This is a genomic window from Knoellia sp. B-D-2 (assembly GCF_057714695.1).
Map to the genome: position 1 here is coordinate 3,326,455 of NZ_CM173189.1, position 20,980 is coordinate 3,347,434.

Here is a 20,980-nt window from a genome sequence, read left to right on the forward strand (position 1 = left end):
GCGCCGAAGCCGGTGGCCCACCCGTTCCCGCGCCGGAGGCCGAGGGGTCAGTCGGACCAGCGGAACCAGCGGGCGGCAGCGAGGCCCGCGGCCAGCGCCCACACCGTGAGGACGAGCCACTGGCCGAGCGGCCAGCCACCCTCGACGAGCGCGAGGCGCATCCCGTCGCCGAGGGCGCCGGAGGGCAGGACCCGCGCGAGACCCTCGACGCCGTCGGGCAGGCGGTCGGTGGGCAGCAGGATGCCCAGGCCGAGCAGGAGGACCCAGACGAGGTTCGCGATGGCGAGCACCCCCTCGGCCCGGACGGTGCCGGCGAGCAGCATCGCGAGAGCGAGGAAGGCCGCGGCGCCCAGCCCCACCGTGACGAGAGCCGGCAGCACCCCCGAGGGCTCCGGTCGCCAGCCGAGGACGGCGGCGACACCACCCAGCACGACGAGCTGGACGAGGATGACGAGCCCCACGGCGCCGAGCTTGCCCGCGATGAGGCCCTCACGACCCAGCGGACTGACCCCGAGGAACCGCAGGACCCCCTGGCGTCGGTCGAAGCCGGTGGCGATCGCCTGGCCGGTGAACGCGGTCGAGACCACGGCGAGCGCGAGCACTCCCGCCGTCGCGACGTCGATGCGACGGCCCGGGCCGAGGTCGGGCACGTCGGTCAGGGCCAGGCCGACGAGGGCCAGGACGGGGAGCACGAGGGCGACGAGCAGCTGCTCGCCGTGGCCGAGGATCATCGCGGTCTCGAAGCGGGTCTGGGCGAGCCACCGCTGGACCGACGTGGCCGGGCCGGAGGGCGGGGCCGGGGCGGTGGGTGCGCTCATCGCCGGCTCCCGGCGGTGAGGGCGAAGTAGCGCTCCTCGAGCGGACGGCCCTCGCACACCTCGGCGAGCGACCCCTCCGCCACGGCACGTCCGGCGTTCATGATGACGACGTGGTCGGCGATGCGCTCCGCCTCCTCGAACGAGTGGGTGGTGACGACGACGGCCGCGTCCGTCGCGGTCTCGCGCAGGAGGTCCCACACCTCGAGGCGGGCGTGCGGGTCGAGGCCGGCGGTCGGCTCGTCGAGGAACGCGACCTCCGGGCGGCCGACGAGCGCGGCGGCGAGCGCGACCCGCTGCCGCTCGCCACCGGACAGCCGGCGTACCGGGCGGTCGGCCACGCGGTCGAGCTCGAGCCGCTCCATGAGGCCCGACACGTCCGCGGACGCGGAGTGGAGGCGGGCGACGTGGTGCAGGAGCCGCCGGGCGGTCGTCGTGACCGGGAGCCCGCCGTCCTGGAGCATCACCCCGACGCGCGCCCGATGCTCCGCCGGGGCCCGCCACGGGTCGGTGCCGAGGACGCGCGCGGTGCCGGACGTCGGTCGCTGCAGCCCCTCGAGGCACTCCATGGTCGTCGTCTTGCCCGCGCCGTTGGGACCGAGCACGGCGGTGACCTCGCCGGAACGGGCCGACCACGTGGACTCGTCGACGGCGCGCACCCCGCCGACGACGCGGCTCAGACGGGCGACCTCGACTGCAGACACGGCGCACATCCTAGGCTGGGCCCACTCGACCCAAGGAGTCCCATGGTCACCATCGACCGCGAGGCCGCCCCGGCCACCGCCGTCGCCGCCGTCCCCGCCGTCCTGGCAGCTCTTGCCGGGCGGCGCGGCGCCGCCCTGACCCTCGGCGCGCTGCCGGCGGCCGTCGCCCTGTTCTTCCGTGACCCCGACCGCTCCGCGGACCGGACGCCGGTCGACGCCGACGACGTGGTCTCGCCCGCGGACGGCAAGGTGATGTATGCCGGACCCGGCCAGGACGGTGTCGCGCCCGAGGGGGAGTGGCAGCAGGTGAGCATCTTCCTGTCGGCCTTCGACGTGCACATCAACCGTGCCCCCTACGGCGGCCGGCTGCGCGAGGTGACCTACCGCCCGGGGAAGTGGCTCGCGGCATACAGCCACGAGAGCGCCCACCTCAACGAGCGCACCGACCTCGTCGTCGAGCGCGAGGTGGCGGGACGCACCCGCGTCGTCCACTTCCGGCAGATCGTCGGGCTCATGGCCCGACGCGTCGTCACCCGGGTGTCGGCCGGCGAGGAGATCTCGACCGGCCAGCGCATCGGCCTGATGAAGTTCGGGTCGCGCATGGACGTCTTCGTCCCGCCGGAGGTCGACCTCCTCGTGCAGTCCGGGGCCCGCGTCGTCGCGGGTGAGACCGTCATCGCCCGGTGGCCCGCGACGGACGCCAACACGTGAGCGACGTCGCGTCCGGTCGTCGCCGGCGCTTCGACCGCTGGCGGCTCGTGTCGCCGACCGGCGCGGAGGTCGTCTCGCTCCGCCAGCTCGGCAAGACCGAGCGGTTGCGGGTCACGGCCCCGACGATCTTCACGATCCTCAACATGATGAGCGGGCTGTCGTCGGTGCTCCTGGCGTTCCGCGAGCACTTCACCCTCGCGGCCGTCCTCATCGCCGTCTCGATCATCATGGACATCGCCGACGGCGGCGTCGCCCGCCTCGTGGGGGCCACCTCGCCCTTCGGGCTCCAGATGGACTCGCTCGCCGACCTCATCTCGTTCGGGTTCGCCCCGGCGATCCTCGTGCACACGTGGGCGCTGCCGGACTACCCGATCCTGTCGTGGCTCGCGGCCTTCTTCTGGCTCGGCTGCGCCGCGTTCCGGCTGGCCCGGTTCAACGTCACGGTCGACCCGACGGCGGACAAGCGGTACTTCGTCGGGCTGCCCAGCCCGGCGGCGGCGGCCGTGGTCATGGCGACGATCTTCGCGCTCAACCAGCCGGAGGCGGGCGGCTACGACGCCTCGCTCATCGTCCCGATCGTCATCAGCGTGGTGCCCGCCGTGCTCATGGTCACGTCGATCCGGTTCCGGTCCTTCCGCAACCTCCTGCAGCCGCGCGGGGCGGCCGCTTGGGCCACCACGGTCGCGGGCGCCCTCGCGATCGTCGTGGGCCTCGTGCTCGACGCCGGCCTCACCGGGCTCGTCATCGCCTACGGCTACATCCTCCAAGCACCCCTCGGTGTGCTCACGGCGCCGCTGCGCGAGAGCCTGCTCGGCCCCGACTCGGTGGCCCCGCGGCGGCATCGCATGCCGTCCGTCTTCCTGCCCGACGCCGAGGACGACGACGACGACGAGCAGGACACGCACTGACCGGTCCCGGTCAGGAGCGCTGGTCCGCGCGTCCTGGCCGGACCGGTCGCCCGAGGTGCGCGTCGATCGCGCGCGCCAGCACCCGGACCACGGGCCAGGCGCCGTGCGAGCTGTTGCCGAGCACGGTCACGGTCGTGCGGTCACGGACGAGGTGGGTCGACCGGAACGACACGCCGGCGTCGTACCCCTCGAGGACGAGTGCCGGGTGCGTCCGGTGGAGCCAGAACCCCAGCCCGTAGCGCAGGTCCTCCTCCGGGACGTCGTGGCGCGGCCGGCTCATCTCGTCGACGGACTCGCGCGCAACGATGCGGCCCTCGAGCAGGGCCAGCCAGAACCGGTGCAGGTCGTCGGCGGTCGTGAACGCCCCGCCGTCGCCGTTGCCGAGCACCGGGAGGTGGAGCGTGTTGACGAGGTCGCCCTCGTTCCACAGGTAGCCGAGCGCCGCGTCGGCCGGGAGGTCGTTGAGCGGGAGGAAGCCCGTGTGCTGCAGGCCCGCCGGCTCGATCACCAGGCTCCGCACGACGTCGTGGTACGTCGTGCCGGTGGCACGCTCGAGCGCGAGTGCCAGCACCATGTAGCCGCCGTTGCAGTACGCGAAGCCCTTGCCCGGGGGGAACGCCTGTGGGTGGCCCTCGAGCACGGGCAGGAACGCCTCCGCCGTGGTGAGGGTGTGCGTCGGCACGTCGAGGACGTGGTCCGACGGCTCCCACGTGCTCTCGTCGAGGTAGTCCCCGATCCCCGACGTCTGGCCCAGGAGGTGCTCGATCGTCACGCGGTCGTCGACGAGGGGCAGGTCCGCGCCGAGCAGCCCGCGCACGGGCTGGTCGAGGCCCAGCTCGCCGTCGTCGACGAGCCGCATCACTGCCAGCGCGGTGAAGGTCTTGCTGCCACTGGCGATGCCCATCCGCGTGCGGGCCGTCATCGGCGCCCGCAGGGCCCGGTGGGCGAAGCCCTCGGTCCGCTCGAGGATCCGGTGGTCGTCGACGTCCACCGCCACCACGCCGGTGAAGGTCGTCTCCCGGACCGCCTCGTCGAGGAGTGCCGCGTCGACCTGCAGCTCGGCTCCTGAGGACACCCGCGCCTCCCGCTCCGGTCGTCATCCCGCACACCGCCGCAGGTCGACGGGCCTGACGGGCGGCTCGGTCCCAGTCTCGCCCATCACTTCCCCTCAGACGGGGGATAGCTCGAGTCCAGCCAGCCGGCGGCGTGGGGGGACTCGGGCACCTAGGGCGTGCAGACCTTCCGGAACGGGCGGTTCGGGAGATGGGTGCGCCACTCCTGCTCGGTGAGGCCCCGACCCGCGAGCCTGCACGCAGCCCGGGTCCACGACGCGGGATCGAGGTCCCAGGAGAGGACCGAGCCGTCGTCGCCGGCGAACAGCAACCGCTCCTCGTCTTCCGCGAAACCGGGGTCCCCGAGCTCGTTGGGGAGCACGCTCGCACTGCCGAGGAACTCACCGGTCTTGCCGTTCCAGTGGCTCAGCCGCCCCTCGCCCACGCTTGCAACGAGCGATCCGTCGTCGCTCCAGGTCGAGGTGGGGCCCATGAGGCCCGCCTCGGAGGCACGCGGACCGGCGATCCATCGCATCGTGGTCGCATCGACGAGGCCGACGCCCGAGGGCCCGGTGGCGACGAGGAGGCGGGTGCCGTCAGGGGAGGGGGACAGCTCGACGACGGGGTGGCCGAGGTCCGGCATCGGGCGGACCGTCCCGGCCACGTAGTCCACCACCGCGTCCCCGATCCACACGGTGCGAAGGTCACCGCTGGGGGTGAACGCGGACAGGTCCCGGGGCTGTGGCTCGCCCGCCGCCGTCGAGACCTCGACCACCGCGTGCCCGCTCGAGCGGGTGGACGCGCAGTACGTTCGGTGTGACGACCTCACCGGCAACGGGGTCCCGGCACCTGCCTGGGTGCGTGGGGCCTGAGCGAGAGGTCAGCCCCCGCCGCCCCCGTCGAAGCCGCCACCCCCACCGCCGTAGCTCTCTCCCGCCCGGTACGGATCGTTGCGGCCTCGCTCGAACGAGGCCCGCTCCCGGTCGGTCAGGCCGGACCCTCCCGTCCGGCGCCGGTCGAAGAACCATGCAGTCAATAGCGCCACCGCCAGCACGGCCGCCACGGTGCCCCAGAACCAGAGCATGTCCCCTGCTCCCTTCCCATCGGCGACGCCGCCGACGTCGATTCCAGTGTGGCCCGTGCGCGGCGCCCCTGTCGATGACCCCAACGCGCCCGCGAGGGTGGCTTAGGGCCACCTTCGTTTCCCAAGCCCTGCGCAATTACGTAACATGGACGTTGTGAATATCGCGCGTACCGCCGTGGTGCCGCAGGTCCTCGAGTCGCGCACGCGCGACCGGGTCCTGCAGGCCATCGGTGAGCGCGGTCCCGTGACGGCCACGGCTCTCGCCGGCGACCTCGGGCTCACCGTCCCCGCGGTCCGTCGCCACCTCGAGAACCTCACCGAGGCAGGGCTCATCGACGAGCGCGAGAGCGCGGCGTCGCCGGGTCGCGGTCGCGGTCGCCCGGCGCGCTCCTTCGTCCTCAGCGAGGGCGGTCACCAGGCCCTCGAGTCCGACTACGACCACCTCGCGTCCGAGGCGCTGCGCTTCCTGTCGAAGGAGGCGGGCGACGACGCCGTCAGGCGCTTCGCCGAGTCGCGCGTCGGTGCCGTCGAGAAGCGGTATGCCGCAGAGCTCGCCTCGGCGGGCCCCGACACCGCGCAGCGGGTCGACGTGCTCGTCGCCGCGCTGACGCGTGACGGTTTCGCCGCCTCCGCCCGGCCCGTCGGCCGCACGGGCACGAGCGGCGACAGCGCACCCACCGGGCTGGCCGGCATACAGCTCTGTCAGGGTCACTGCCCGGTCCAGCACGCCGCCCGGGAATTTCCCCAGTTCTGTGACGCTGAAACGGACGCGTTCTCGCGCCTCCTCGGCGTGCACGTCCAACGACTCGCAACCCTCGCGCACGGAGATCACGTGTGCACGACGTTCGTCCCCACCACAGAAGGGTCCACTCGATGAGCACCATCGAAGAGCTCAACCCGGGTCTCAAAGACCTCGGGCGCTACGACTTCGGATGGGCGGACAGCGACGCTGCTGGCACCAACGCCCGACGCGGACTCAACGACGAGGTCGTCCTGGACATCTCGCGGCGCAAGAGCGAGCCGCAGTGGATGGAGGACCTCCGCATGAAGTCCCTCCGCCTGTTCCACAAGAAGCCCATGCCGACGTGGGGGAGCGACCTCACCGGCATCGACTTCCAGAACATCAAGTACTTCGTGAAGTCCACCGAGAAGCAGGCGACCTCCTGGGAGGACCTGCCCGAGGACATCAAGAACACCTACGACCGCCTCGGCATCCCCGAGGCCGAGAAGCAGCGGCTCGTCGCCGGCGTCGCGGCCCAGTACGAGTCCGAGGTCGTCTACCACCAGATCCGTGAGGACCTGGAGGAGAAGGGCGTCATCTTCGTCGACACCGACACCGGCCTGCGCGAGCACGAGGAGCTCTTCCGCGAGTACTTCTGCTCGGTCATCCCGGCCGGCGACAACAAGTTCGCCTCGCTCAACACCGCCGTGTGGTCGGGTGGCTCGTTCATCTACGTCCCGCCGGGCGTCCACGTCGACATCCCGCTGCAGGCCTACTTCCGGATCAACACCGAGAACATGGGCCAGTTCGAGCGGACGCTCATCATCGCCGACGAGGGCTCCTCCGTGCACTACGTCGAGGGCTGCACCGCGCCGATCTACCAGTCGGACTCGCTGCACTCCGCCGTCGTCGAGATCATCGTCAAGAAGAACGCCCGGGTGCGCTACACGACGATCCAGAACTGGTCCAACAACGTCTACAACCTCGTCACCAAGCGCGCGACCTGCGCCGAGGGCGCGACGATGGAGTGGATCGACGGCAACATCGGCTCCAAGGTGACGATGAAGTACCCCGCCGTCTTCCTCATGGGCGAGCACGCCCGTGGCGAGACGCTGTCCGTCGCCTTCGCCGGCGAGGGCCAGCACCAGGACGCCGGCTCGAAGATGGTCCACGCCGCGCCCAACACCTCCTCGACGATCGTGTCGAAGTCCGTGGCTCGTGGCGGTGGCCGCACCTCGTACCGCGGCCTGGTCCAGATCATGGAGGGTGCGCACGGCTCGAAGTCGAGCGTCGTCTGCGACGCCCTGCTCGTCGACACGATCAGCCGCTCCGACACCTACCCCTACGTCGACATCCGCGAGGACGACGTGACGATGGGCCACGAGGCCACCGTCTCCAAGGTGTCCGAGGACCAGATGTTCTACCTCATGTCCCGAGGCATGTCCGAGACGGAGGCGATGGCGATGATCGTGCGTGGCTTCGTCGAGCCGATCGCCAAGGAGCTGCCGATGGAGTACGCGCTCGAGCTCAACCGGCTCATCGAGCTTCAGATGGAAGGAGCCGTAGGTTAAATGAGCCTTCTGGCCAGCAAGCCCCAGACCAGCGAGTACCCCGGTCACACCGACTCCGTCGCCGCCTTCGTGCCCGACCAGTCGCGCGCCGAACGCACCACCTCGTATGCCGTCGCGGACTTCCCCGTCCCGTCCGGCCGCGAGGAGGAGTGGCGCTTCACCCCCGTCGACCGGCTCCAGTCGCTCTTCGCCGAGACGGCCGGCACGGCACTGCGCCGCGAGGAGTCGCTGCCCGAGGGCGTGACCCTCTCCAGCCTCTCCCGCGAGGAGTGGATGGCCAGCGGTGCTCCGAAGCCCGCCGACCGCGCCGCGGTCGTCGCCGTCGACCAGGCCGAGTCGGTGACCGTCCTCGACGTGCCCGCCGAGGCCCAGCCGGAGGAGCCGGTGCGCATCAGCCTCACCGGTGACGGTGCCCTGTCGCACGCCCACACCCTCGTGCGCGTCGGCCAGTTCGCCAAGGTGACGATCGTCCTGCGCCACGAGGGCGACGCCCAGTACTCCGAGCTGCTCTCCGTCGTCGTCGGCGACGGCGCCGACGTCACGATCGTCACGGTCCAGGAGTGGGACGACACCGCCCTGCACCTCGGCCAGCACGACGTCGTCGTCGGCCGGGACGCCACGGTGCGCCACATCGCCGTCACCCTGGGTGGCAGCATCGTGCGGCTCAACACCAACGCCTCGTATGCCGGCCCCGGCGGCTCGTTCGAGGCGCTCGGCGTCTCCTTCGCCGACGCCGGCCAGCACCAGGAGCACCGCCTCTTCGTCGACCACGAGGCCCCGCACTGCCGCTCCAACGTCGAGTACAAGAGCGCGCTTCAGGGCGACTCGGCCCACACCGTGTGGGTGGGGGACGTCCTCATCCGCGCGAGCGCCGAGGGCACCGACACCTACGAGCTCAACCGCAACCTCATCCTCACCGACGGCGCCCGCGCCGACTCCGTGCCCAACCTCGAGATCGAGACCGGCGAGATCGCCGGCGCCGGTCACGCCTCGGCCACCGGTCGCTTCGACGACCAGCAGCTCTTCTACCTGCAGGCCCGCGGCATCGACGAGGACACCGCCCGGCGGCTCGTCGTGCGTGGCTTCTTCGCCTCGATCGTCGGCCGCATCGGCGTCCCCGAGATCGAGTCCCACCTGATGGAGGCCATCGACCGCGAGCTGGAGGGGACCGCGTGAGCGAGACCCAGGCGACGTCGACCGGCTTCATCCGCGTCTGCGCCCTCGACGAGCTCCCCACCGTGGGGGTCGTCGCCGCCGACGTGGGCGGCCGGATCATCGCCATCGTCCGCACGGCGGAGGGCGAGGTCCACGCCGTGGACGACACCTGCACCCACGCCAACGTCTCCCTGTCCGAGGGCGAGCTCGACGGCTGCACCCTCGAGTGCTGGCTCCACGGCTCGCGCTTCGACATCCGCACCGGGGCGCCGTCGGGCCCCCCCGCCACCGTCGCCCTCGCCGTCCACACCGTCAAGATCGTGGGTGACGACGTCCACGTCGCCCTGACCCAGGAGAACTGAACCTTCATGAGCACTCTCGCAGTCACTGACCTGCACGTCACCGTCGAGACCGACCAGGGCACCAAGGAGATCCTCCGCGGCGTCACGCTGACCATCAACTCCGGTGAGACCCACGCGATCATGGGCCCCAACGGCTCCGGCAAGTCGACCCTCGCGTACTCCATCGCCGGCCACCCCAAGTACACGATCACCCAGGGCACCGTCACCCTCGACGGTGAGGACGTCCTCGCCATGAGCGTCGACGAGCGGGCCCGCGCCGGGCTCTTCCTCGCCATGCAGTACCCCGTCGAGGTCCCCGGTGTCACGGTGACCAACTTCCTGCGCACCGCGAAGACCGCCATCGACGGCGAGGCACCCAAGCTGCGCACCTGGGTCAAGGACCTCAAGCAGGCCATGGGTGAACTGCGGATGGACCCCAAGGTCTCCGAGCGCGGCGTCAACGAGGGCTTCTCGGGTGGCGAGAAGAAGCGTCACGAGATCCTCCAGATGGAGCTCCTCAAGCCGAAGTTCGCGATCCTCGACGAGACCGACTCCGGTCTCGACGTCGACGCCCTGCGGATCGTGTCGGAGGGCGTCAACCGCGCCAAGGAGGGCACGAACTCCGGTGTCCTGCTCATCACGCACTACACCCGCATCCTGCGCTACATCACCCCCGACTTCGTCCACGTCTTCGTCGACGGCCGGATCGCCGAGCAGGGCGGTCCCGAGCTCGCCGACCGCCTCGAGGCCGAGGGCTACGACCGGTTCCAGGGCGCGAGCGCCTGAGCGGGCACCCATGACAGCCTCGCCGTTCACCCCCGAGGAGGTCGCCCGCATCCGGGCCGACTTCCCGATCCTCGCGCGCACCGTGCGTGACGGTGCTCCGCTGGTCTACCTCGACTCCGGAGCCACCTCGCACAAGCCCGTGCAGGTCCTCGACGCCGAGCGCGACTTCTACGAGCGCCTGAACTCCGCACCCCACCGGGGAGCCCACGCCCTCTCGGAGGAGGCCACGGCGGCATACGAGGGTGCGCGTGAGCGCATCGCGGGCTTCATCGGCGCGGCGGCCCAGGACGTCGTGTTCACCAAGAACGCGACCGAGGCCCTCAACCTCGTCGCCTACGCGTTCTCGGGCTCGCCGCACCCGGCGATCCCGGGCAGTGAGCGCTTCGCGCTGGGTGCCGGTGACGAGGTGCTCGTCACCGAGATGGAGCACCACGCCAACCTCGTGCCGTGGCAGGAGCTGTGCCGGCGCACCGGGGCGACCCTGCGGTGGATCCCCGTCACCGACGAGGGCCGGTTGGACCTCTCCGACCTCGACTCGCTCCTCACCGAGCGCACCAAGGTCGTCGCGGTCGTCCACGCCTCCAACGTGCTCGGCACGCTCAACCCGGTCGCCGAGCTCGTCGAGCGCGCCCACGCCGTCGACGCCCTCGTCGTCCTCGACGCCTGCCAGTCGGTGCCGCACCTGCGCGTCGACGTCGAGGCGCTCGGTGCGGACTTCCTCGCCTTCTCGGGCCACAAGATGTTCGGTCCCAGCGGCATCGGCGTCCTCTGGGGTCGCCGCGAGCTGCTCGAGGCGATGCCGCCGTTCCTCACCGGGGGCTCGATGATCGAGACCGTCCGGATGGAGGGCAGCACCTACGCCCCGCCGCCGCAGCGCTTCGAGGCCGGGGTGCCGATGACGGCCCAGGCCATCGGGCTCGCCGCCGCCGTCGACTACATCGACGACCTCGACATCGAGCGCATCCACGCGCACGAGCTCGCGCTCACCGAGCGCCTCCTCGCCGGTCTCGCGGCGCGTCCGTGGGTCACCGTCGTCGGACCCACCGACCTCGAGTCCCGCGGCGGCACGGTCGCGTTCGTCGTCGACGACGTGCACGCCCACGACGTGGGCCAGGTCCTCGACGGTTCCGGCGTCGCCGTCCGCGTCGGACACCACTGCGCCTGGCCCCTGCACCGCCGCTTCAAGGTGGCGGCGACGACGCGAGCCAGCTTCGCGGCATACAACACCGCGGGTGAGGTCGACGCCCTGCTCGACGCGCTCGACACCGTGCCCGAGATCTTCGGTGACCCACGGCTGCGAGGAGCGAGCTGATGGACCTCTACCAGGAGCTCATCCTCGAGCACTCCAAGCGCCCCCAGCACGCGGGTCTGCGCGAGCCCTTCGAGGCCGAGGTCCACCACGTCAACCCGACCTGCGGCGACGAGGTGACCCTGCGTCTCCACATCGTCGGGGAGGGACCCTCCGCCGTCGTCGAGGACGTCTCGTACGACGCGCTCGGCTGCTCGATCAGCATGGCGTCGGTCTCGATCCTCGCGGAGGAGACGATCGGTCACCCGCTCAGCGAGGCCCTGACGACGTTCGAGGCCATGAGGGCGATGCTCACGTCCAAGGGGGAGGACCCCGGCGACGAGGAGGTCATCGGTGACGGCGTCGCCCTCGCCGGTGTCGCGAAGTACCCCGCACGCGTCAAGTGCGCCCTCCTCGGATGGATGGCGTTCACCGATGCGTTGCACCAGAGCGGTCACCGCGTTGCGGTCACCGGCACAGATCCTGAGGAAGGAACACCATGAGTGAGACCACCAGCGCGCCGGTCAACGTGGCCGACGTCGAGGAGGCCATGCGCGACGTGGTCGACCCTGAGCTCGGCATCAACGTCGTCGACCTCGGGCTCGTCTACGGCATCACCGTCGACGGCCAGAACCACGCCGTCATCGACATGACCCTGACGTCGGCGGCCTGCCCGCTCACCGACGTCATCGAGGACCAGACCCAGCAGTCGCTCGAGGGCCTCGTGTCCTCGTACCGCGTCAACTGGGTCTGGATGCCCCCGTGGGGCCCGGACAAGATCACCGACGACGGCCGCGAGCAGCTGCGCGCCCTCGGCTTCAACATCTGAGTCGTCACCTTCCGTGATCGTCACCGCGTGAGTCGCGTCGTCGAGGTCGCCCCCGAGCGGTATGCCGTGTGGCGCGAGCGCTTCGACGCCAACAACCCCGACGGCCCCCAGCGGGTCGTCGGGGTCACGCGTTTCGAGCACCGGTGGCTCGCCGTCGTGCTCATCAGGCGAGGTGGGTATGCCGTCGCGCTCGTCGACGGGTCGACCCTCGTCGCGCACAAGGTCGGGACGCGCCACGTGCAGTCGCGCACGGCCGCCGGTGGCTGGTCCCAGCAGCGGTTCGCGCGGCGTCGCGGCAACCAGGCCGACGAGCTGGTTCGCGCGGTCGCCGACCACGCCCAACGCATCCTGTCGCAGGGCACGCCCCAGGCCCTGGTCGTCGGCGGAGACCGCACGCTCGCCGGCGAGGTGCTGGAGGACCCCCGGTTCGCGTCGCTGCTCACGCTGCCGCGCCGGGAGTTCGCCGACATCGGCGACCCGCGTCGCGCCGTCCTCGACGAGGTCGTGCGCAGGTCCCGTGCCGTCGAGGTGCACATCGACGACGGTCCGGGTCGATGATGGGCGCATGGCCTCCTACACGGTGAACCGTTCGGCGGTGCGTCACGCCCGCGACCTCATCGCGACCGGCAAGGTGGTCCTCGACAGCGAGTGGAGCGAGGTCCAGCCCGACGCCGACGCCCAGAACGCCTTCCTCGAGGAGCACGGGTGGCGCGACTACGGCGCCTGGCACCTCGGCCTCACCGAGGGGGCCAACGACGAGACCAAGGCGCGGCACGCGTTCGCGTTCGGCGACTTCGACGGGCTGCACCGCAGCGCGCTCATCGCCTGCGTCTTCCGCGCCTCGCAGTGGCGGCACAAGAAGGTCGAGCTCGCGGCCCACCGGCTCCTGCAGGAGCTCGACAAGGCGCACCCCGGGGGAGACTGACCGCGGCCTGCCTCAGGGACCGACCCTTCGTCGGGCCACGGTGCGCAGCACGAGGCCCGCCAGCAGGACGCCGAGGGCCGTGAGCGCGGTGGTGTCGACGGCGGGGACGAAGCGGACCTGCCCGTCCCTGATCGCGTACACCCCGATGCCGCGGACCATGCCGCCGAAGCCGCTGCCGCCCCCGTCACCGTCCGTGCCTCCGCCGCCACCGCCGATGGCGACGGCCACCGGGACGACGAGGACCCCGTCGTGCTCCACCGGGCTGCCGAAGACCCGCCGGACGCCGACCTGGTCTCCCACCCTCTCGAGGATCTCCTCGGGTGTCATGGGCGCCTCCTGTTCGTCGGTCGTGCGCGGCGGATCGGTCAGGTCAGGAGACCCGGTCGACGTTGAAGGTGTTGCACTGGTTGAGATCGCCGGTCTTGAAGCCCTGGAGGAACCACCTCTGGCGGGCCTCGGCGCTGCCGTGGGTCCACGCCTCCGGGTTGACCTGGCCCTGGGTCTTCTCCTGGATCCGGTCGTCGCCGACGGCCGACGCCGCCGACAGTGCGCTCTTGATGTCGGCCTCCGTGAGCGGCTCGAGGAAGGGCTTGCCCTCGGGGCCGTCGGCGGTCGAGGCGTTCTTGGCCCAGACGCCGGCGAGGCAGTCGGCCATGAGCTCGATGCGCACGGCCCCGCTGTTGGCGCCCTGCGGGTCCTGCTGGGCGCGGCCGAGGAGGCCGAGCTGGTCCTGGAGGGCGTGGCCGTACTCGTGGGCGACGACGTACTCCTGGGCCAGCGCCCCACCGTCGGAACCGAACTGCTGCTCGAGGATCGCGAAGAAGTCGGCGTCGATGTACACCCTCTGGTCCAGGGGGCAGTAGAACGGGCCGACCTGGTTGCTCGCGGTGCCGCACTGCGACTGGGTCGAGCCCTTGTAGAGCACGGTCTTGGTCGGCTGCCACTGCTTCTGGTAGCGCGGGAGGGCCTTGGTCCAGAAGGCCTGCACCGAGTTCACGGTACCGATGACGCGGCACTCGACGTCGGCGTCGGCGTCGGCACCGGTCTTGCAGCGCTCGAAGGCCTCGCCGCTGGTCGAGGTCCCGTCGACCTGCTCTTGGCTCGCGCCGCCTCCACCGCCCGTGGGGAGGTCGGAGGGGTTGATGCCGAAGATGAGGGCGATGATGAGCATGATGATGCCGCCGATGCCACCGCCGACGGCGATGCCGCCCGGGCCGCCGCCGCTGCCTCCCGACTCCACCTGAGAGGTGTCGAGACTGACGTCGTCGTTGAAGCTCATGCACGTCCTCCCATGGTGGGCATTTTCCGTGCGGAGCACGGCGCCACCTAGACTAGGCGTCAGAAGGCCCGCGGTGTGCCAGCGGTGCGCCTCGTGATGACACCGACGAAAACCCACGACGAAGGACTCCTGTGCTCTCTGCTGCCGCGATCGAGCTGCGCGCGGGTCCCCGCCTGCTCCTCGACGGAGTCTCCTTCCGCGTCGCCGCCGGCGACCGGATCGGGCTCGTGGGGCGAAACGGCGCCGGCAAGACGACCCTCACCAAGGTCCTCGCCGGGGTCGGGCAGCCCGCGGCCGGGCAGATCCAGAGCACGGGCGAGGTCGGCTACCTCCCGCAGGATCCGCGCACCGGCGACCTCCACGTCACCGCCCGAGACCGCATCCTCTCCGCGCGGGGCCTCGACCAGATCGTGCGGGACCTGCGGGCAGCCGAGACCGCCATGGCGGAGGAGACGGGGGAGAAGCAGGACAAGGCTATGCGTCGCTGGGGCCGGCTCGACGCCGAGTTCCAGGCTGCGGGCGGGTATGCCGCCGAGTCCGAAGCGGCCTCGATCGCCTCCGCGCTGGCGCTCGAGGAGCGTCACCTCGACCAGTCCCTTGACACCCTCTCCGGTGGGCAACGCCGCCGGGTCGAGCTCTCGCGCATCCTCTTCTCGGGCGCCGAGACGCTGCTCCTCGACGAGCCGACCAACCACCTCGACGCCGACTCCATCGTCTGGCTGCGCGAGCACCTCAAGACCTTCCGCGGCGGCCTCATCGTCATCTCGCACGACGTCGACCTCCTCGACGCCGTGGTCAACAAGGTGTTCCACCTCGACGCGAACCGGGCCGAGCTCGACATCTACAACCTCGGCTGGAAGCCGTACCTCCAGCAGCGTGAGACCGACGAGCGGCGTCGCAAGCGCGAGCGGGCGAACGCCGAGAAGAAGGCCGGCGTCCTCATGGCCCAGGCCGACAAGATGCGCGCCAAGGCCACCAAGACCGTGGCCGCCCAGAACATGCAACGTCGCGCCGAGCGGCTCCTGTCCGGCCTCGAGTCCGAGCGCGCCACCGACCGCGTCGCCAAGCTCCGCTTTCCCGACCCGTCGCCCTGCGGGCGGACCCCGCTGCGTGCGTCCGGGCTGTCCCGCTCGTACGGCTCGCTGGAGATCTTCACCGACGTCGACCTGGCCATCGACCGCGGCTCCCGGGTCGTCGTCCTCGGGCTCAACGGCGCGGGCAAGACGACCCTGCTGCGGATGCTCGCCGGCGTCGACGCCCCGGACACCGGCCAGGTCGAGCCCGGTCACGGGCTCAAGATCGGCTACTACGCGCAGGAGCACGAGAACCTCGAGGTCGACCGCACGGTGCTCGACAACATGAAGTCGGCCGCGCCCGAGCTCGGCGAGACCGACGTCCGCAAGGTCCTGGGCTCGTTCCTCTTCTCCGGTGACGACGTCGACAAGCCCGCGGGTGTGCTGTCGGGCGGGGAGAAGACCCGGCTGTCGCTGGCCCTGCTCGTCGTCTCGTCGGCCAACGTCCTGCTCCTCGACGAGCCGACCAACAACCTCGACCCGGCCTCGCGCGCCGAGATCCTCGGTGCGCTGCGGACCTACAAGGGCGCGGTCGTCCTCGTCACCCACGACGAGGGCGCCGTGGACGCGCTCGAGCCGGAGCGGATCCTGCTGCTGCCCGACGGCGTCGAGGACCTCTGGGGCCCGGACTACAAGGACCTCGTCAACCTCGCCTGAGATCGTGGGACGACGCACGCGGAATCGCCCGGGCCTCCAGCCCGTTGACCTGTCGTGCACCTGAGGACCGAGGATCGACGACATGACGGATGCAGTGACATGAGAGCGGACTCCCGATGAGCATGGCCGGCTGGCAGGCCATCCACAGCCTGAGCAAGGACGCGAGCGTCCGATCCAAGGAGCTGGCCCCGGGTACGACCCGACGGGTGCTCTCCTACGCGCGTCCCTACCGCCGCATCATCGCGGTCTTCCTCTCCCTCGTCGTCGTCGACGCGGTGCTCATCGTCGCCACCCCCTTCCTGCTCAAGGCCCTCATCGACGACGGGATCTACCCGAAGAACTCCGGCCTCGTCGTCCGCCTCTCGCTCCTCGTGGCGGCCATCGCGGTCCTCAGCGCCGGCCTGACCCTTGTGTCGCGCTGGCTCTCCTCGCGGATCGGCGAGGGCCTCATCGTCGACCTGCGCACGCAGGTCTTCGCCCACGTCATGCGCCAGCCGATCGCGTTCTTCACCAGGGCGCAGACCGGTGCCCTCGTCTCGCGCCTCAACAACGACGTCATCGGTGCGCAGCAGGCGTTCACCTCCGTGCTCTCCAGCGTCGTGAGCAACGCGGTGTCGCTGGCCCTCATCATCGGCGGGATGCTCTACCTGTCCTGGCAGCTGACCCTCGCCTCCCTGCTGCTCGTCCCGATCTTCCTCGTGCCCGCCCGGGCCATGGGTGGACGCCTCGCAGCCATGGCTCACGAGCAGATGGGGCTCAACGCCGACCTCGGCACCCGGATGACCGAGCGCTTCAACGTCGCCGGCGCCCTGCTCGTCAAGATCTACGGCAACCCGGACACCGAGGACCACGAGTACTCCGAGCGGGCCGAGCGGGTCCGGGACATCGGCGTGCGCATCGCGGTGAACCGCTCCGTCTTCTTCGTCGGTCTCACGCTCGTGGCTGCGCTCGCCACCGCTCTCGTCTACGGCTTCGGTGGAGTCATGGCCGTGGGCGGAGGCCTGTCGGTCGGCACCCTCATCGCGCTCACGGCCCTCCTCGGGCGGCTCTACGGGCCCCTCACGACGATGTCGAACGCGCGCGTCGACGTCATGACCGCGCTCGTGTCCTTCGAGCGCGTCTTCGAGGTCCTCGACCTCAAGCCGCTGGTCGCCGAGGCGGCGGACGCCGTCCCGCTTCCCGCCGGTCCGGTCCGCGTCGATCTTGACCACGTCGGCTTCGCCTACCCCGCTGCCGACGACGTCTCGCTCAGCTCGCTCGAGTCCACCGCGACGGGCGACCGGGGTGCGGGGGAGGTCGTGCTCGACGACATCGACGGGACCATCGAGCCCGGGCAGATGGTCGCCCTCGTCGGACCGAGCGGGGCCGGCAAGTCCACGCTCACCGCGCTCGTGGCCCGCCTCTACGACCCGACGAGTGGTGCGATCCGGGTCAACGGCGTCGACCTGCGCCGGGCCACCTTCGGGTCGCTGCGCGACACCGTCAGCGTGGTCACCCAGGACGCACACCTCTTCCACGACACCATCCGGGCCAACCTCCTCTATGCCGCACCGTCCGCCTCCACCGCCGAGATCGAGTCCGCGCTGCGGGCAGCCCGGATCTGGGAGCTCGTGGAGCGGCTGCCCGCCGGGCTGGACACGGTGGTCGGCGACCGTGGTCACCGGCTGAGCGGCGGCGAGAAGCAGCGCATCGCGATCGCGCGGCTGCTCCTCAAGGGTCCGCGGCTCGTCGTCCTCGACGAGGCCACGGCCCACCTCGACAGCGAGAGCGAGGTGGCGGTGCAGCGCGCCCTCGACACCGCGCTCGAGGGGAGGACCTCGCTCGTCATCGCCCACCGGCTCTCGACGGTCCGCCACGCCGACGTCATCCTCGTCCTGGACCGGGGCCGCATCGTCGAGCGCGGGACGCACGCCGAGCTGCTGGCCGGCGGCGGCCTCTACGCGGACCTCTACCGGACACAGTTCTCCGACCAGGCCATCCTCACGACGGACGCCGCGACGTAGTCATTCCGCGGGATGACACTGACGTCTTCAGGCCATCTCTGATGGGGGACCGCCCCCGGCTGATTTCCCTAGGCATGCTCTCGGTAACCAGCACAACCGTGCTGCATCGGGACATCGAAGGAACTCACACCCATGGCTCAGCAGATCACCCGTCGTCTCACCAGCGCCGCCTTCGGGCTCGCGCTCGTCGGCGCGTCCGGGGTCGCCTTCGGCGCCGCGGTTCAGGCCGACTCCAACGACAACGTCACCTTCTGCCACGCCACCGGCGAGGCGGGCACGTTCGTCGTCCTGACCGCCGACGGTGCGAGCATCGTCAAGCGGGGTCACGGCACGCACCAGGACGGTCGCGACGTCATCCCGCCGTTCGAGTACGTCGCGCAGGGCTCGGCGGACACCGTGAGCTTCGGGGGCCTCAACTGGGGGAACAACTGGGACACCAACGGTGAGGGCGTCGCCACCGAGGACGTCGACGTGGCCGACTGCGCCCCTGCGGGCGAGCCGACCCCGACCCCGACCCCGACCCCGACCCCGTCGGTCACCGTCACCCCGACCCCGACCCCGTCGGTCACCGTCACCCCGACCCCGACCCCGTCGGTCACCGTCACCCCGACCCCGACCCCGACCCCGTCGGTCACCATCACCCCGACCCCGACCCCGACCCCGTCGGTCACCATCACCCCGACCCCGACCCCGACCCCGTCGGTCACCATCACCCCGACCCCGACCCCGACCCCGTCGGTCACCGTCACCCCGACCCCGACCCCGACCCCGTCGGTCACCGTCACCCCGACCCCGACCCCGTCGGTCACCGTCACCCCGACCCCGACCCCGTCGATCACCGTCACCCCGACCCCGACGCCGAGCGTCACGGCCACGACCCCCGGCGTCTCCACGACGCCGAGCACCTCGACGAGCCCGGGGCCGCCGACCGGTCCGCTCGTCGAGACCGACCGGGTCGACCCGGCCGGGACCGACCTCGGCTTCGTCCTCGGGGGGACGGCCCTCCTGCTGGCCGGCGGCGCGACCCTCGCCGCCTCACGGCGTCGGGGCAGCCACTCCTGACCCGTCGGAGCAGCCAGTCCTGACACCACTCGTCGCCCCCCGTTCGCGGGGGGGCGACGTCTGGTCGTCGGGTCCTTCCCGCAGGTCCATGGCGCTCCCGACGGTCCCTGTCGGTGCGGCGGCATGCCGCGGCGAGAACGACGTGCGGGCGCGAGACAGGCCTGCGGGGGCGACGGCCCGTCGTCAGTAGTCCTCCTCGTCCCAGATCCGCACCTTCCTCGGCTTCGCCGGAGGCCCCGTCGCCTCATCACGCAGCTCGCGGCGCAGCCCCAGCCCGATGAGCACCAGGCCGAGCGGCATCGTCATCCACCACTGGAACGCGTAGGCCTGGTGCGGCCCGAGGCTGCGGTCCGGGTCCGCGAGCCGGTCGGGTCGCGGCGGGGTCGCGCCCCCGGCCGTGCGCTCGGCGTCGAGCACGACGTAGCCGTCGAGCACCTCGGTGCCCCAGGCGCGCTCCACGTCGGGGACGCTGATGCTCGCCACCTGGCCCTCGGGCAGCGCCTTGCGCCGGCTCGTCTCGCCGGGGCGGACCCAGCCCACGACCGTGACCTCGCCGGCGGGCGCCGCCGCCACGTCCGGTGCCACGGCGGCGCCCCGGTCCGAGTTCTCCACCCAACCACGGTCCACGACGACGGTCCGCCCGTCCGGCAGCCGCAACGGTGCGAGGACCTCGTAGCCGAAGACGCTGTTGTTCGGCCGGTTGCGCACGAGCAGCTGCGGGCCGGCATACGTCCCGGTCGCGGTGACCTTGGTCCAGTCCTCGCTCGAGCGGTCGACCGGAAGGTCCGAGAGGACGTCGGTGACCGGGACGGGATCGGCGCGGTAGTGCGCGTCGAGGAGGGCGTTGCGCTCGACCTTGAACTCGTGGCGTCCGTACTGCCAGTGGCCGAGCTGGTAGGCGAGGACGGCGTACAGCAGGGCCAGGGCCAGGGCACCCAGCCAGCGCGGGGTGATCAGACGCCGTGACACGGCTGTCACGCTACCGGCCTAGTCTGGGGCCATGCCTGCCGCCCCGACCACCGCCCGCCTCGCCGACCGTCACGGTCGCGTCGCGCGCGACCTGCGGGTGTCGGTGACCGACCGGTGCAACCTGCGCTGCCGCTACTGCATGCCCGCAGAGGGGCTCCCGTGGCTCGCCAAGCCCGACATGCTCGACGACGACGAGCTCGTGCGGCTGGTCTCCATCTTCGTCAGCCTCGGCGTCCAGCAGGTGCGGCTGACCGGCGGAGAGCCGCTCTTGCGCCGCTCGCTCACCGACGTCGTGTCCCGGATCGCAGCGCTGGAGCCCCGCCCGCGGATCGCGATGACGACCAACGGCATCGGCCTCGACCGGCTCGCGGGCCCGCTCGCCGCGGCCGGGCTCGACCGGGTCAACGTCAGCCTCGACACCGTCGACCCGGAGGAGTTCGCCGACCTCACCCGACGCGACCGGCTGCACGACGTCGAGGCCGGCCTGACCGCGGCCCACGAGGCCGGCCTCGTCCCGGTCAAGGTCAACGCCGTGGCCATGCGGGGGGTCAACGACACGTCGGTGGCCGACCTGCTGGCCTGGTGCGTCGAGCGCGGCTACGAGCTGCGGTTCATCGAGCAGATGCCGCTGGACGCGCAGCACGGCTGGGACGCGTCGACCATGGTGGGCGCCGACGAGATCCGGGCCCAGCTCGAGGAACGGTTCACCATCACCCCGATGCCCGAGTCCGACCGCGGCAGCGCGCCGGCCGAGCGCTTCCTCGTCGACGGCGGACCCGCGACGGTCGGCATCATCGCCAGCGTCACCGCGCCGTTCTGCGGCGCCTGCGACCGCACCCGCCTCACCGCCGACGGGCAGGTCCGCAACTGCCTGTTCTCGCAGCGCGAGACCGACCTGCGCGGTCCCATGCGCGACGGCGCCTCCGACGAGGAGCTGGCCGCGCTCATCACCGGTGAGATGTGGAAGAAGGCCAAGGGCCACGGCATCGGCAGCGCCGACTTCGTCCAGCCGCTGCGTCCGATGAGCGCCATCGGCGGCTGAGCCGG

Annotated in this window: 24 protein-coding genes; 16 read left to right on the plus strand and 8 right to left on the minus strand. The window is 71.5% G+C overall.

Features of this window, described 5'->3' with window-relative positions:
• Positions 1 to 47: 47 nt before the first annotated feature.
• Entirely contained in the window at positions 48 to 818 is a 771-nt protein-coding gene (locus AC3EU2_RS15735) for an ABC transporter permease (RefSeq protein WP_488177220.1), read from the minus strand.
• Complete coding sequence (locus AC3EU2_RS15740; RefSeq protein ID WP_488177221.1) at positions 815 to 1,528, minus strand: ABC transporter ATP-binding protein; 714 nt, start codon at positions 1,526 to 1,528, stop codon at positions 815 to 817. The genes AC3EU2_RS15735 and AC3EU2_RS15740 overlap by 4 nt, the downstream gene beginning before the upstream one ends.
• Before the next feature lie 33 nt (positions 1,529 to 1,561).
• On the opposite strand from AC3EU2_RS15740, the gene AC3EU2_RS15745 reads away from it, so the two are divergent.
• Together AC3EU2_RS15745 and pssA are read left to right on the plus strand one after the other, a co-directional pair.
• Positions 1,562 to 2,230 carry a phosphatidylserine decarboxylase gene (locus tag AC3EU2_RS15745; RefSeq protein WP_488177222.1) on the plus strand — a complete coding sequence of 223 codons (669 nt, stop codon included), beginning with the start codon at positions 1,562 to 1,564 and terminating at the stop codon, positions 2,228 to 2,230.
• Entirely contained in the window at positions 2,227 to 3,138 is a 912-nt protein-coding gene (gene pssA, locus AC3EU2_RS15750; protein WP_488177223.1) for a CDP-diacylglycerol--serine O-phosphatidyltransferase, read from the plus strand. The genes AC3EU2_RS15745 and pssA overlap by 4 nt, the downstream gene beginning before the upstream one ends.
• A gap of 10 nt (positions 3,139 to 3,148) precedes the next feature.
• Here the strand turns inward: pssA and AC3EU2_RS15755 are convergent, their stop codons facing one another.
• The 3 genes from AC3EU2_RS15755 to AC3EU2_RS15765 all read right to left on the minus strand — a co-directional run bounded on the left by AC3EU2_RS15755 (position 3,149) and on the right by AC3EU2_RS15765 (position 5,274).
• Positions 3,149 to 4,213: a serine hydrolase domain-containing protein gene (locus tag AC3EU2_RS15755; RefSeq protein ID WP_488177224.1), complete on the minus strand. Its 1,065-nt coding sequence runs from the start codon at positions 4,211 to 4,213 to the stop codon at positions 3,149 to 3,151.
• A 149-nt stretch (positions 4,214 to 4,362) separates the two neighbouring features.
• Complete coding sequence (locus AC3EU2_RS15760; protein WP_488177225.1) at positions 4,363 to 4,965, minus strand: WD40 repeat domain-containing protein; 603 nt, start codon at positions 4,963 to 4,965, stop codon at positions 4,363 to 4,365.
• 105 nt (positions 4,966 to 5,070) lie between these two features.
• The gene (locus tag AC3EU2_RS15765) at positions 5,071 to 5,274 is read right to left on the minus strand and encodes a hypothetical protein (protein WP_488177227.1); all 204 of its coding nucleotides are present in this window, start codon (positions 5,272 to 5,274) and stop codon (positions 5,071 to 5,073) included.
• 145 nt (positions 5,275 to 5,419) lie between these two features.
• Between AC3EU2_RS15765 and AC3EU2_RS15770 the strand changes: the two genes are divergently transcribed.
• Genes AC3EU2_RS15770 through AC3EU2_RS15815 form a run of 10 tightly spaced genes read left to right on the plus strand, consistent with a single transcriptional unit; the run spans position 5,420 to position 12,890 of the window.
• Positions 5,420 to 6,151 (plus strand): helix-turn-helix transcriptional regulator, encoded by a 732-nt coding sequence (locus tag AC3EU2_RS15770; RefSeq protein ID WP_488177228.1) that lies wholly within the window; start codon positions 5,420 to 5,422, stop codon positions 6,149 to 6,151.
• On the plus strand, positions 6,148 to 7,566 hold the full coding sequence (gene sufB, locus AC3EU2_RS15775; RefSeq protein ID WP_488177229.1) for a Fe-S cluster assembly protein SufB: 1,419 nt from the start codon (positions 6,148 to 6,150) through the stop codon (positions 7,564 to 7,566). Before AC3EU2_RS15770 ends, sufB begins: the two co-directional genes overlap by 4 nt.
• Complete coding sequence (gene sufD / locus AC3EU2_RS15780) at positions 7,567 to 8,742, plus strand: Fe-S cluster assembly protein SufD (protein WP_488177230.1); 1,176 nt, start codon at positions 7,567 to 7,569, stop codon at positions 8,740 to 8,742.
• The gene (locus tag AC3EU2_RS15785) at positions 8,739 to 9,083 is read left to right on the plus strand and encodes a non-heme iron oxygenase ferredoxin subunit (RefSeq protein WP_488177231.1); all 345 of its coding nucleotides are present in this window, start codon (positions 8,739 to 8,741) and stop codon (positions 9,081 to 9,083) included. The genes sufD and AC3EU2_RS15785 overlap by 4 nt, the downstream gene beginning before the upstream one ends.
• Before the next feature lie 6 nt (positions 9,084 to 9,089).
• On the plus strand, positions 9,090 to 9,848 hold the full coding sequence (sufC, locus tag AC3EU2_RS15790) for a Fe-S cluster assembly ATPase SufC (protein ID WP_488177232.1): 759 nt from the start codon (positions 9,090 to 9,092) through the stop codon (positions 9,846 to 9,848).
• 10 nt (positions 9,849 to 9,858) lie between these two features.
• A complete protein-coding gene (locus AC3EU2_RS15795) occupies positions 9,859 to 11,160 on the plus strand; it encodes a cysteine desulfurase (RefSeq protein WP_488177233.1) in 1,302 nt (433 codons plus the stop codon).
• The gene (gene sufU, locus AC3EU2_RS15800; protein ID WP_488177234.1) at positions 11,160 to 11,639 is read left to right on the plus strand and encodes a Fe-S cluster assembly sulfur transfer protein SufU; all 480 of its coding nucleotides are present in this window, start codon (positions 11,160 to 11,162) and stop codon (positions 11,637 to 11,639) included. The genes AC3EU2_RS15795 and sufU overlap by 1 nt, the downstream gene beginning before the upstream one ends.
• Positions 11,636 to 11,965, plus strand: a complete 330-nt coding sequence (locus AC3EU2_RS15805) for a metal-sulfur cluster assembly factor (RefSeq protein ID WP_035932214.1) — start codon at positions 11,636 to 11,638, stop codon at positions 11,963 to 11,965. The genes sufU and AC3EU2_RS15805 overlap by 4 nt, the downstream gene beginning before the upstream one ends.
• Positions 11,966 to 11,992: 27 nt before the next feature.
• A complete protein-coding gene (locus AC3EU2_RS15810) occupies positions 11,993 to 12,523 on the plus strand; it encodes an acVLRF1 family peptidyl-tRNA hydrolase (protein ID WP_488177235.1) in 531 nt (176 codons plus the stop codon).
• 7 nt (positions 12,524 to 12,530) lie between these two features.
• Positions 12,531 to 12,890: a hypothetical protein gene (locus AC3EU2_RS15815; RefSeq protein ID WP_488177236.1), complete on the plus strand. Its 360-nt coding sequence runs from the start codon at positions 12,531 to 12,533 to the stop codon at positions 12,888 to 12,890.
• A 12-nt stretch (positions 12,891 to 12,902) separates the two neighbouring features.
• On the opposite strand, the gene AC3EU2_RS15820 is transcribed toward AC3EU2_RS15815, so the two are convergent.
• Together AC3EU2_RS15820 and ypfJ are read right to left on the minus strand one after the other, a co-directional pair.
• The gene (locus tag AC3EU2_RS15820) at positions 12,903 to 13,217 is read right to left on the minus strand and encodes a hypothetical protein (RefSeq protein ID WP_488177238.1); all 315 of its coding nucleotides are present in this window, start codon (positions 13,215 to 13,217) and stop codon (positions 12,903 to 12,905) included.
• 43 nt (positions 13,218 to 13,260) lie between these two features.
• Positions 13,261 to 14,169, minus strand: a complete 909-nt coding sequence (gene ypfJ / locus AC3EU2_RS15825; protein ID WP_488177239.1) for a KPN_02809 family neutral zinc metallopeptidase — start codon at positions 14,167 to 14,169, stop codon at positions 13,261 to 13,263.
• 131 nt (positions 14,170 to 14,300) lie between these two features.
• On the opposite strand from ypfJ, the gene AC3EU2_RS15830 reads away from it, so the two are divergent.
• From AC3EU2_RS15830 to AC3EU2_RS15840, 3 genes are all read left to right on the plus strand, one after another.
• Positions 14,301 to 15,899, plus strand: coding sequence for an ABC-F family ATP-binding cassette domain-containing protein (locus tag AC3EU2_RS15830; RefSeq protein ID WP_488177240.1), 1,599 nt, complete (start codon positions 14,301 to 14,303; stop codon positions 15,897 to 15,899).
• Positions 15,900 to 16,015: 116 nt separating this feature from the next.
• Positions 16,016 to 17,902, plus strand: a complete 1,887-nt coding sequence (locus AC3EU2_RS15835) for an ABC transporter ATP-binding protein (protein WP_488177241.1) — start codon at positions 16,016 to 16,018, stop codon at positions 17,900 to 17,902.
• A 132-nt stretch (positions 17,903 to 18,034) separates the two neighbouring features.
• Entirely contained in the window at positions 18,035 to 18,964 is a 930-nt protein-coding gene (locus AC3EU2_RS15840; RefSeq protein WP_488177242.1) for a hypothetical protein, read from the plus strand.
• A gap of 183 nt (positions 18,965 to 19,147) precedes the next feature.
• On the opposite strand, the gene AC3EU2_RS15845 is transcribed toward AC3EU2_RS15840, so the two are convergent.
• Positions 19,148 to 19,933, minus strand: a complete 786-nt coding sequence (locus AC3EU2_RS15845) for an SURF1 family cytochrome oxidase biogenesis protein (RefSeq protein WP_488177243.1) — start codon at positions 19,931 to 19,933, stop codon at positions 19,148 to 19,150.
• Positions 19,934 to 19,964: 31 nt separating this feature from the next.
• On the opposite strand from AC3EU2_RS15845, the gene moaA reads away from it, so the two are divergent.
• Positions 19,965 to 20,975: a GTP 3',8-cyclase MoaA gene (gene moaA, locus AC3EU2_RS15850; RefSeq protein ID WP_488177244.1), complete on the plus strand. Its 1,011-nt coding sequence runs from the start codon at positions 19,965 to 19,967 to the stop codon at positions 20,973 to 20,975.
• The last annotated feature ends 5 nt before the right edge of the window (positions 20,976 to 20,980 follow it).

Excerpts from the sequence above, each read along its gene's own strand:
- AC3EU2_RS15735 (WP_488177220.1), bottom strand. The coding sequence starts at position 818 with ATGAGCGCACCCACCGCCCCGGCCCCGCCCTCCGGCCCGGCCACGTCG.
- AC3EU2_RS15740 (WP_488177221.1), bottom strand. The coding sequence starts at position 1,528 with ATGTGCGCCGTGTCTGCAGTCGAGGTCGCCCGTCTGAGCCGCGTCGTC.
- AC3EU2_RS15745 (WP_488177222.1), top strand. The coding sequence starts at position 1,562 with ATGGTCACCATCGACCGCGAGGCCGCCCCGGCCACCGCCGTCGCCGCC.
- AC3EU2_RS15765 (WP_488177227.1), bottom strand. The coding sequence starts at position 5,274 with ATGCTCTGGTTCTGGGGCACCGTGGCGGCCGTGCTGGCGGTGGCGCTA.
- AC3EU2_RS15770 (WP_488177228.1), top strand. The coding sequence starts at position 5,420 with ATGGACGTTGTGAATATCGCGCGTACCGCCGTGGTGCCGCAGGTCCTC.
- sufB (WP_488177229.1), top strand. The coding sequence starts at position 6,148 with ATGAGCACCATCGAAGAGCTCAACCCGGGTCTCAAAGACCTCGGGCGC.
- sufD (WP_488177230.1), top strand. The coding sequence starts at position 7,567 with ATGAGCCTTCTGGCCAGCAAGCCCCAGACCAGCGAGTACCCCGGTCAC.
- sufC (WP_488177232.1), top strand. The coding sequence starts at position 9,090 with ATGAGCACTCTCGCAGTCACTGACCTGCACGTCACCGTCGAGACCGAC.
- AC3EU2_RS15795 (WP_488177233.1), top strand. The coding sequence starts at position 9,859 with ATGACAGCCTCGCCGTTCACCCCCGAGGAGGTCGCCCGCATCCGGGCC.
- sufU (WP_488177234.1), top strand. The coding sequence starts at position 11,160 with ATGGACCTCTACCAGGAGCTCATCCTCGAGCACTCCAAGCGCCCCCAG.
- AC3EU2_RS15805 (WP_035932214.1), top strand. The coding sequence starts at position 11,636 with ATGAGTGAGACCACCAGCGCGCCGGTCAACGTGGCCGACGTCGAGGAG.
- AC3EU2_RS15815 (WP_488177236.1), top strand. The coding sequence starts at position 12,531 with ATGGCCTCCTACACGGTGAACCGTTCGGCGGTGCGTCACGCCCGCGAC.
- AC3EU2_RS15820 (WP_488177238.1), bottom strand. The coding sequence starts at position 13,217 with ATGACACCCGAGGAGATCCTCGAGAGGGTGGGAGACCAGGTCGGCGTC.
- ypfJ (WP_488177239.1), bottom strand. The coding sequence starts at position 14,169 with ATGAGCTTCAACGACGACGTCAGTCTCGACACCTCTCAGGTGGAGTCG.
- AC3EU2_RS15835 (WP_488177241.1), top strand. The coding sequence starts at position 16,016 with ATGAGCATGGCCGGCTGGCAGGCCATCCACAGCCTGAGCAAGGACGCG.
- AC3EU2_RS15840 (WP_488177242.1), top strand. The coding sequence starts at position 18,035 with ATGGCTCAGCAGATCACCCGTCGTCTCACCAGCGCCGCCTTCGGGCTC.
- moaA (WP_488177244.1), top strand. The coding sequence starts at position 19,965 with ATGCCTGCCGCCCCGACCACCGCCCGCCTCGCCGACCGTCACGGTCGC.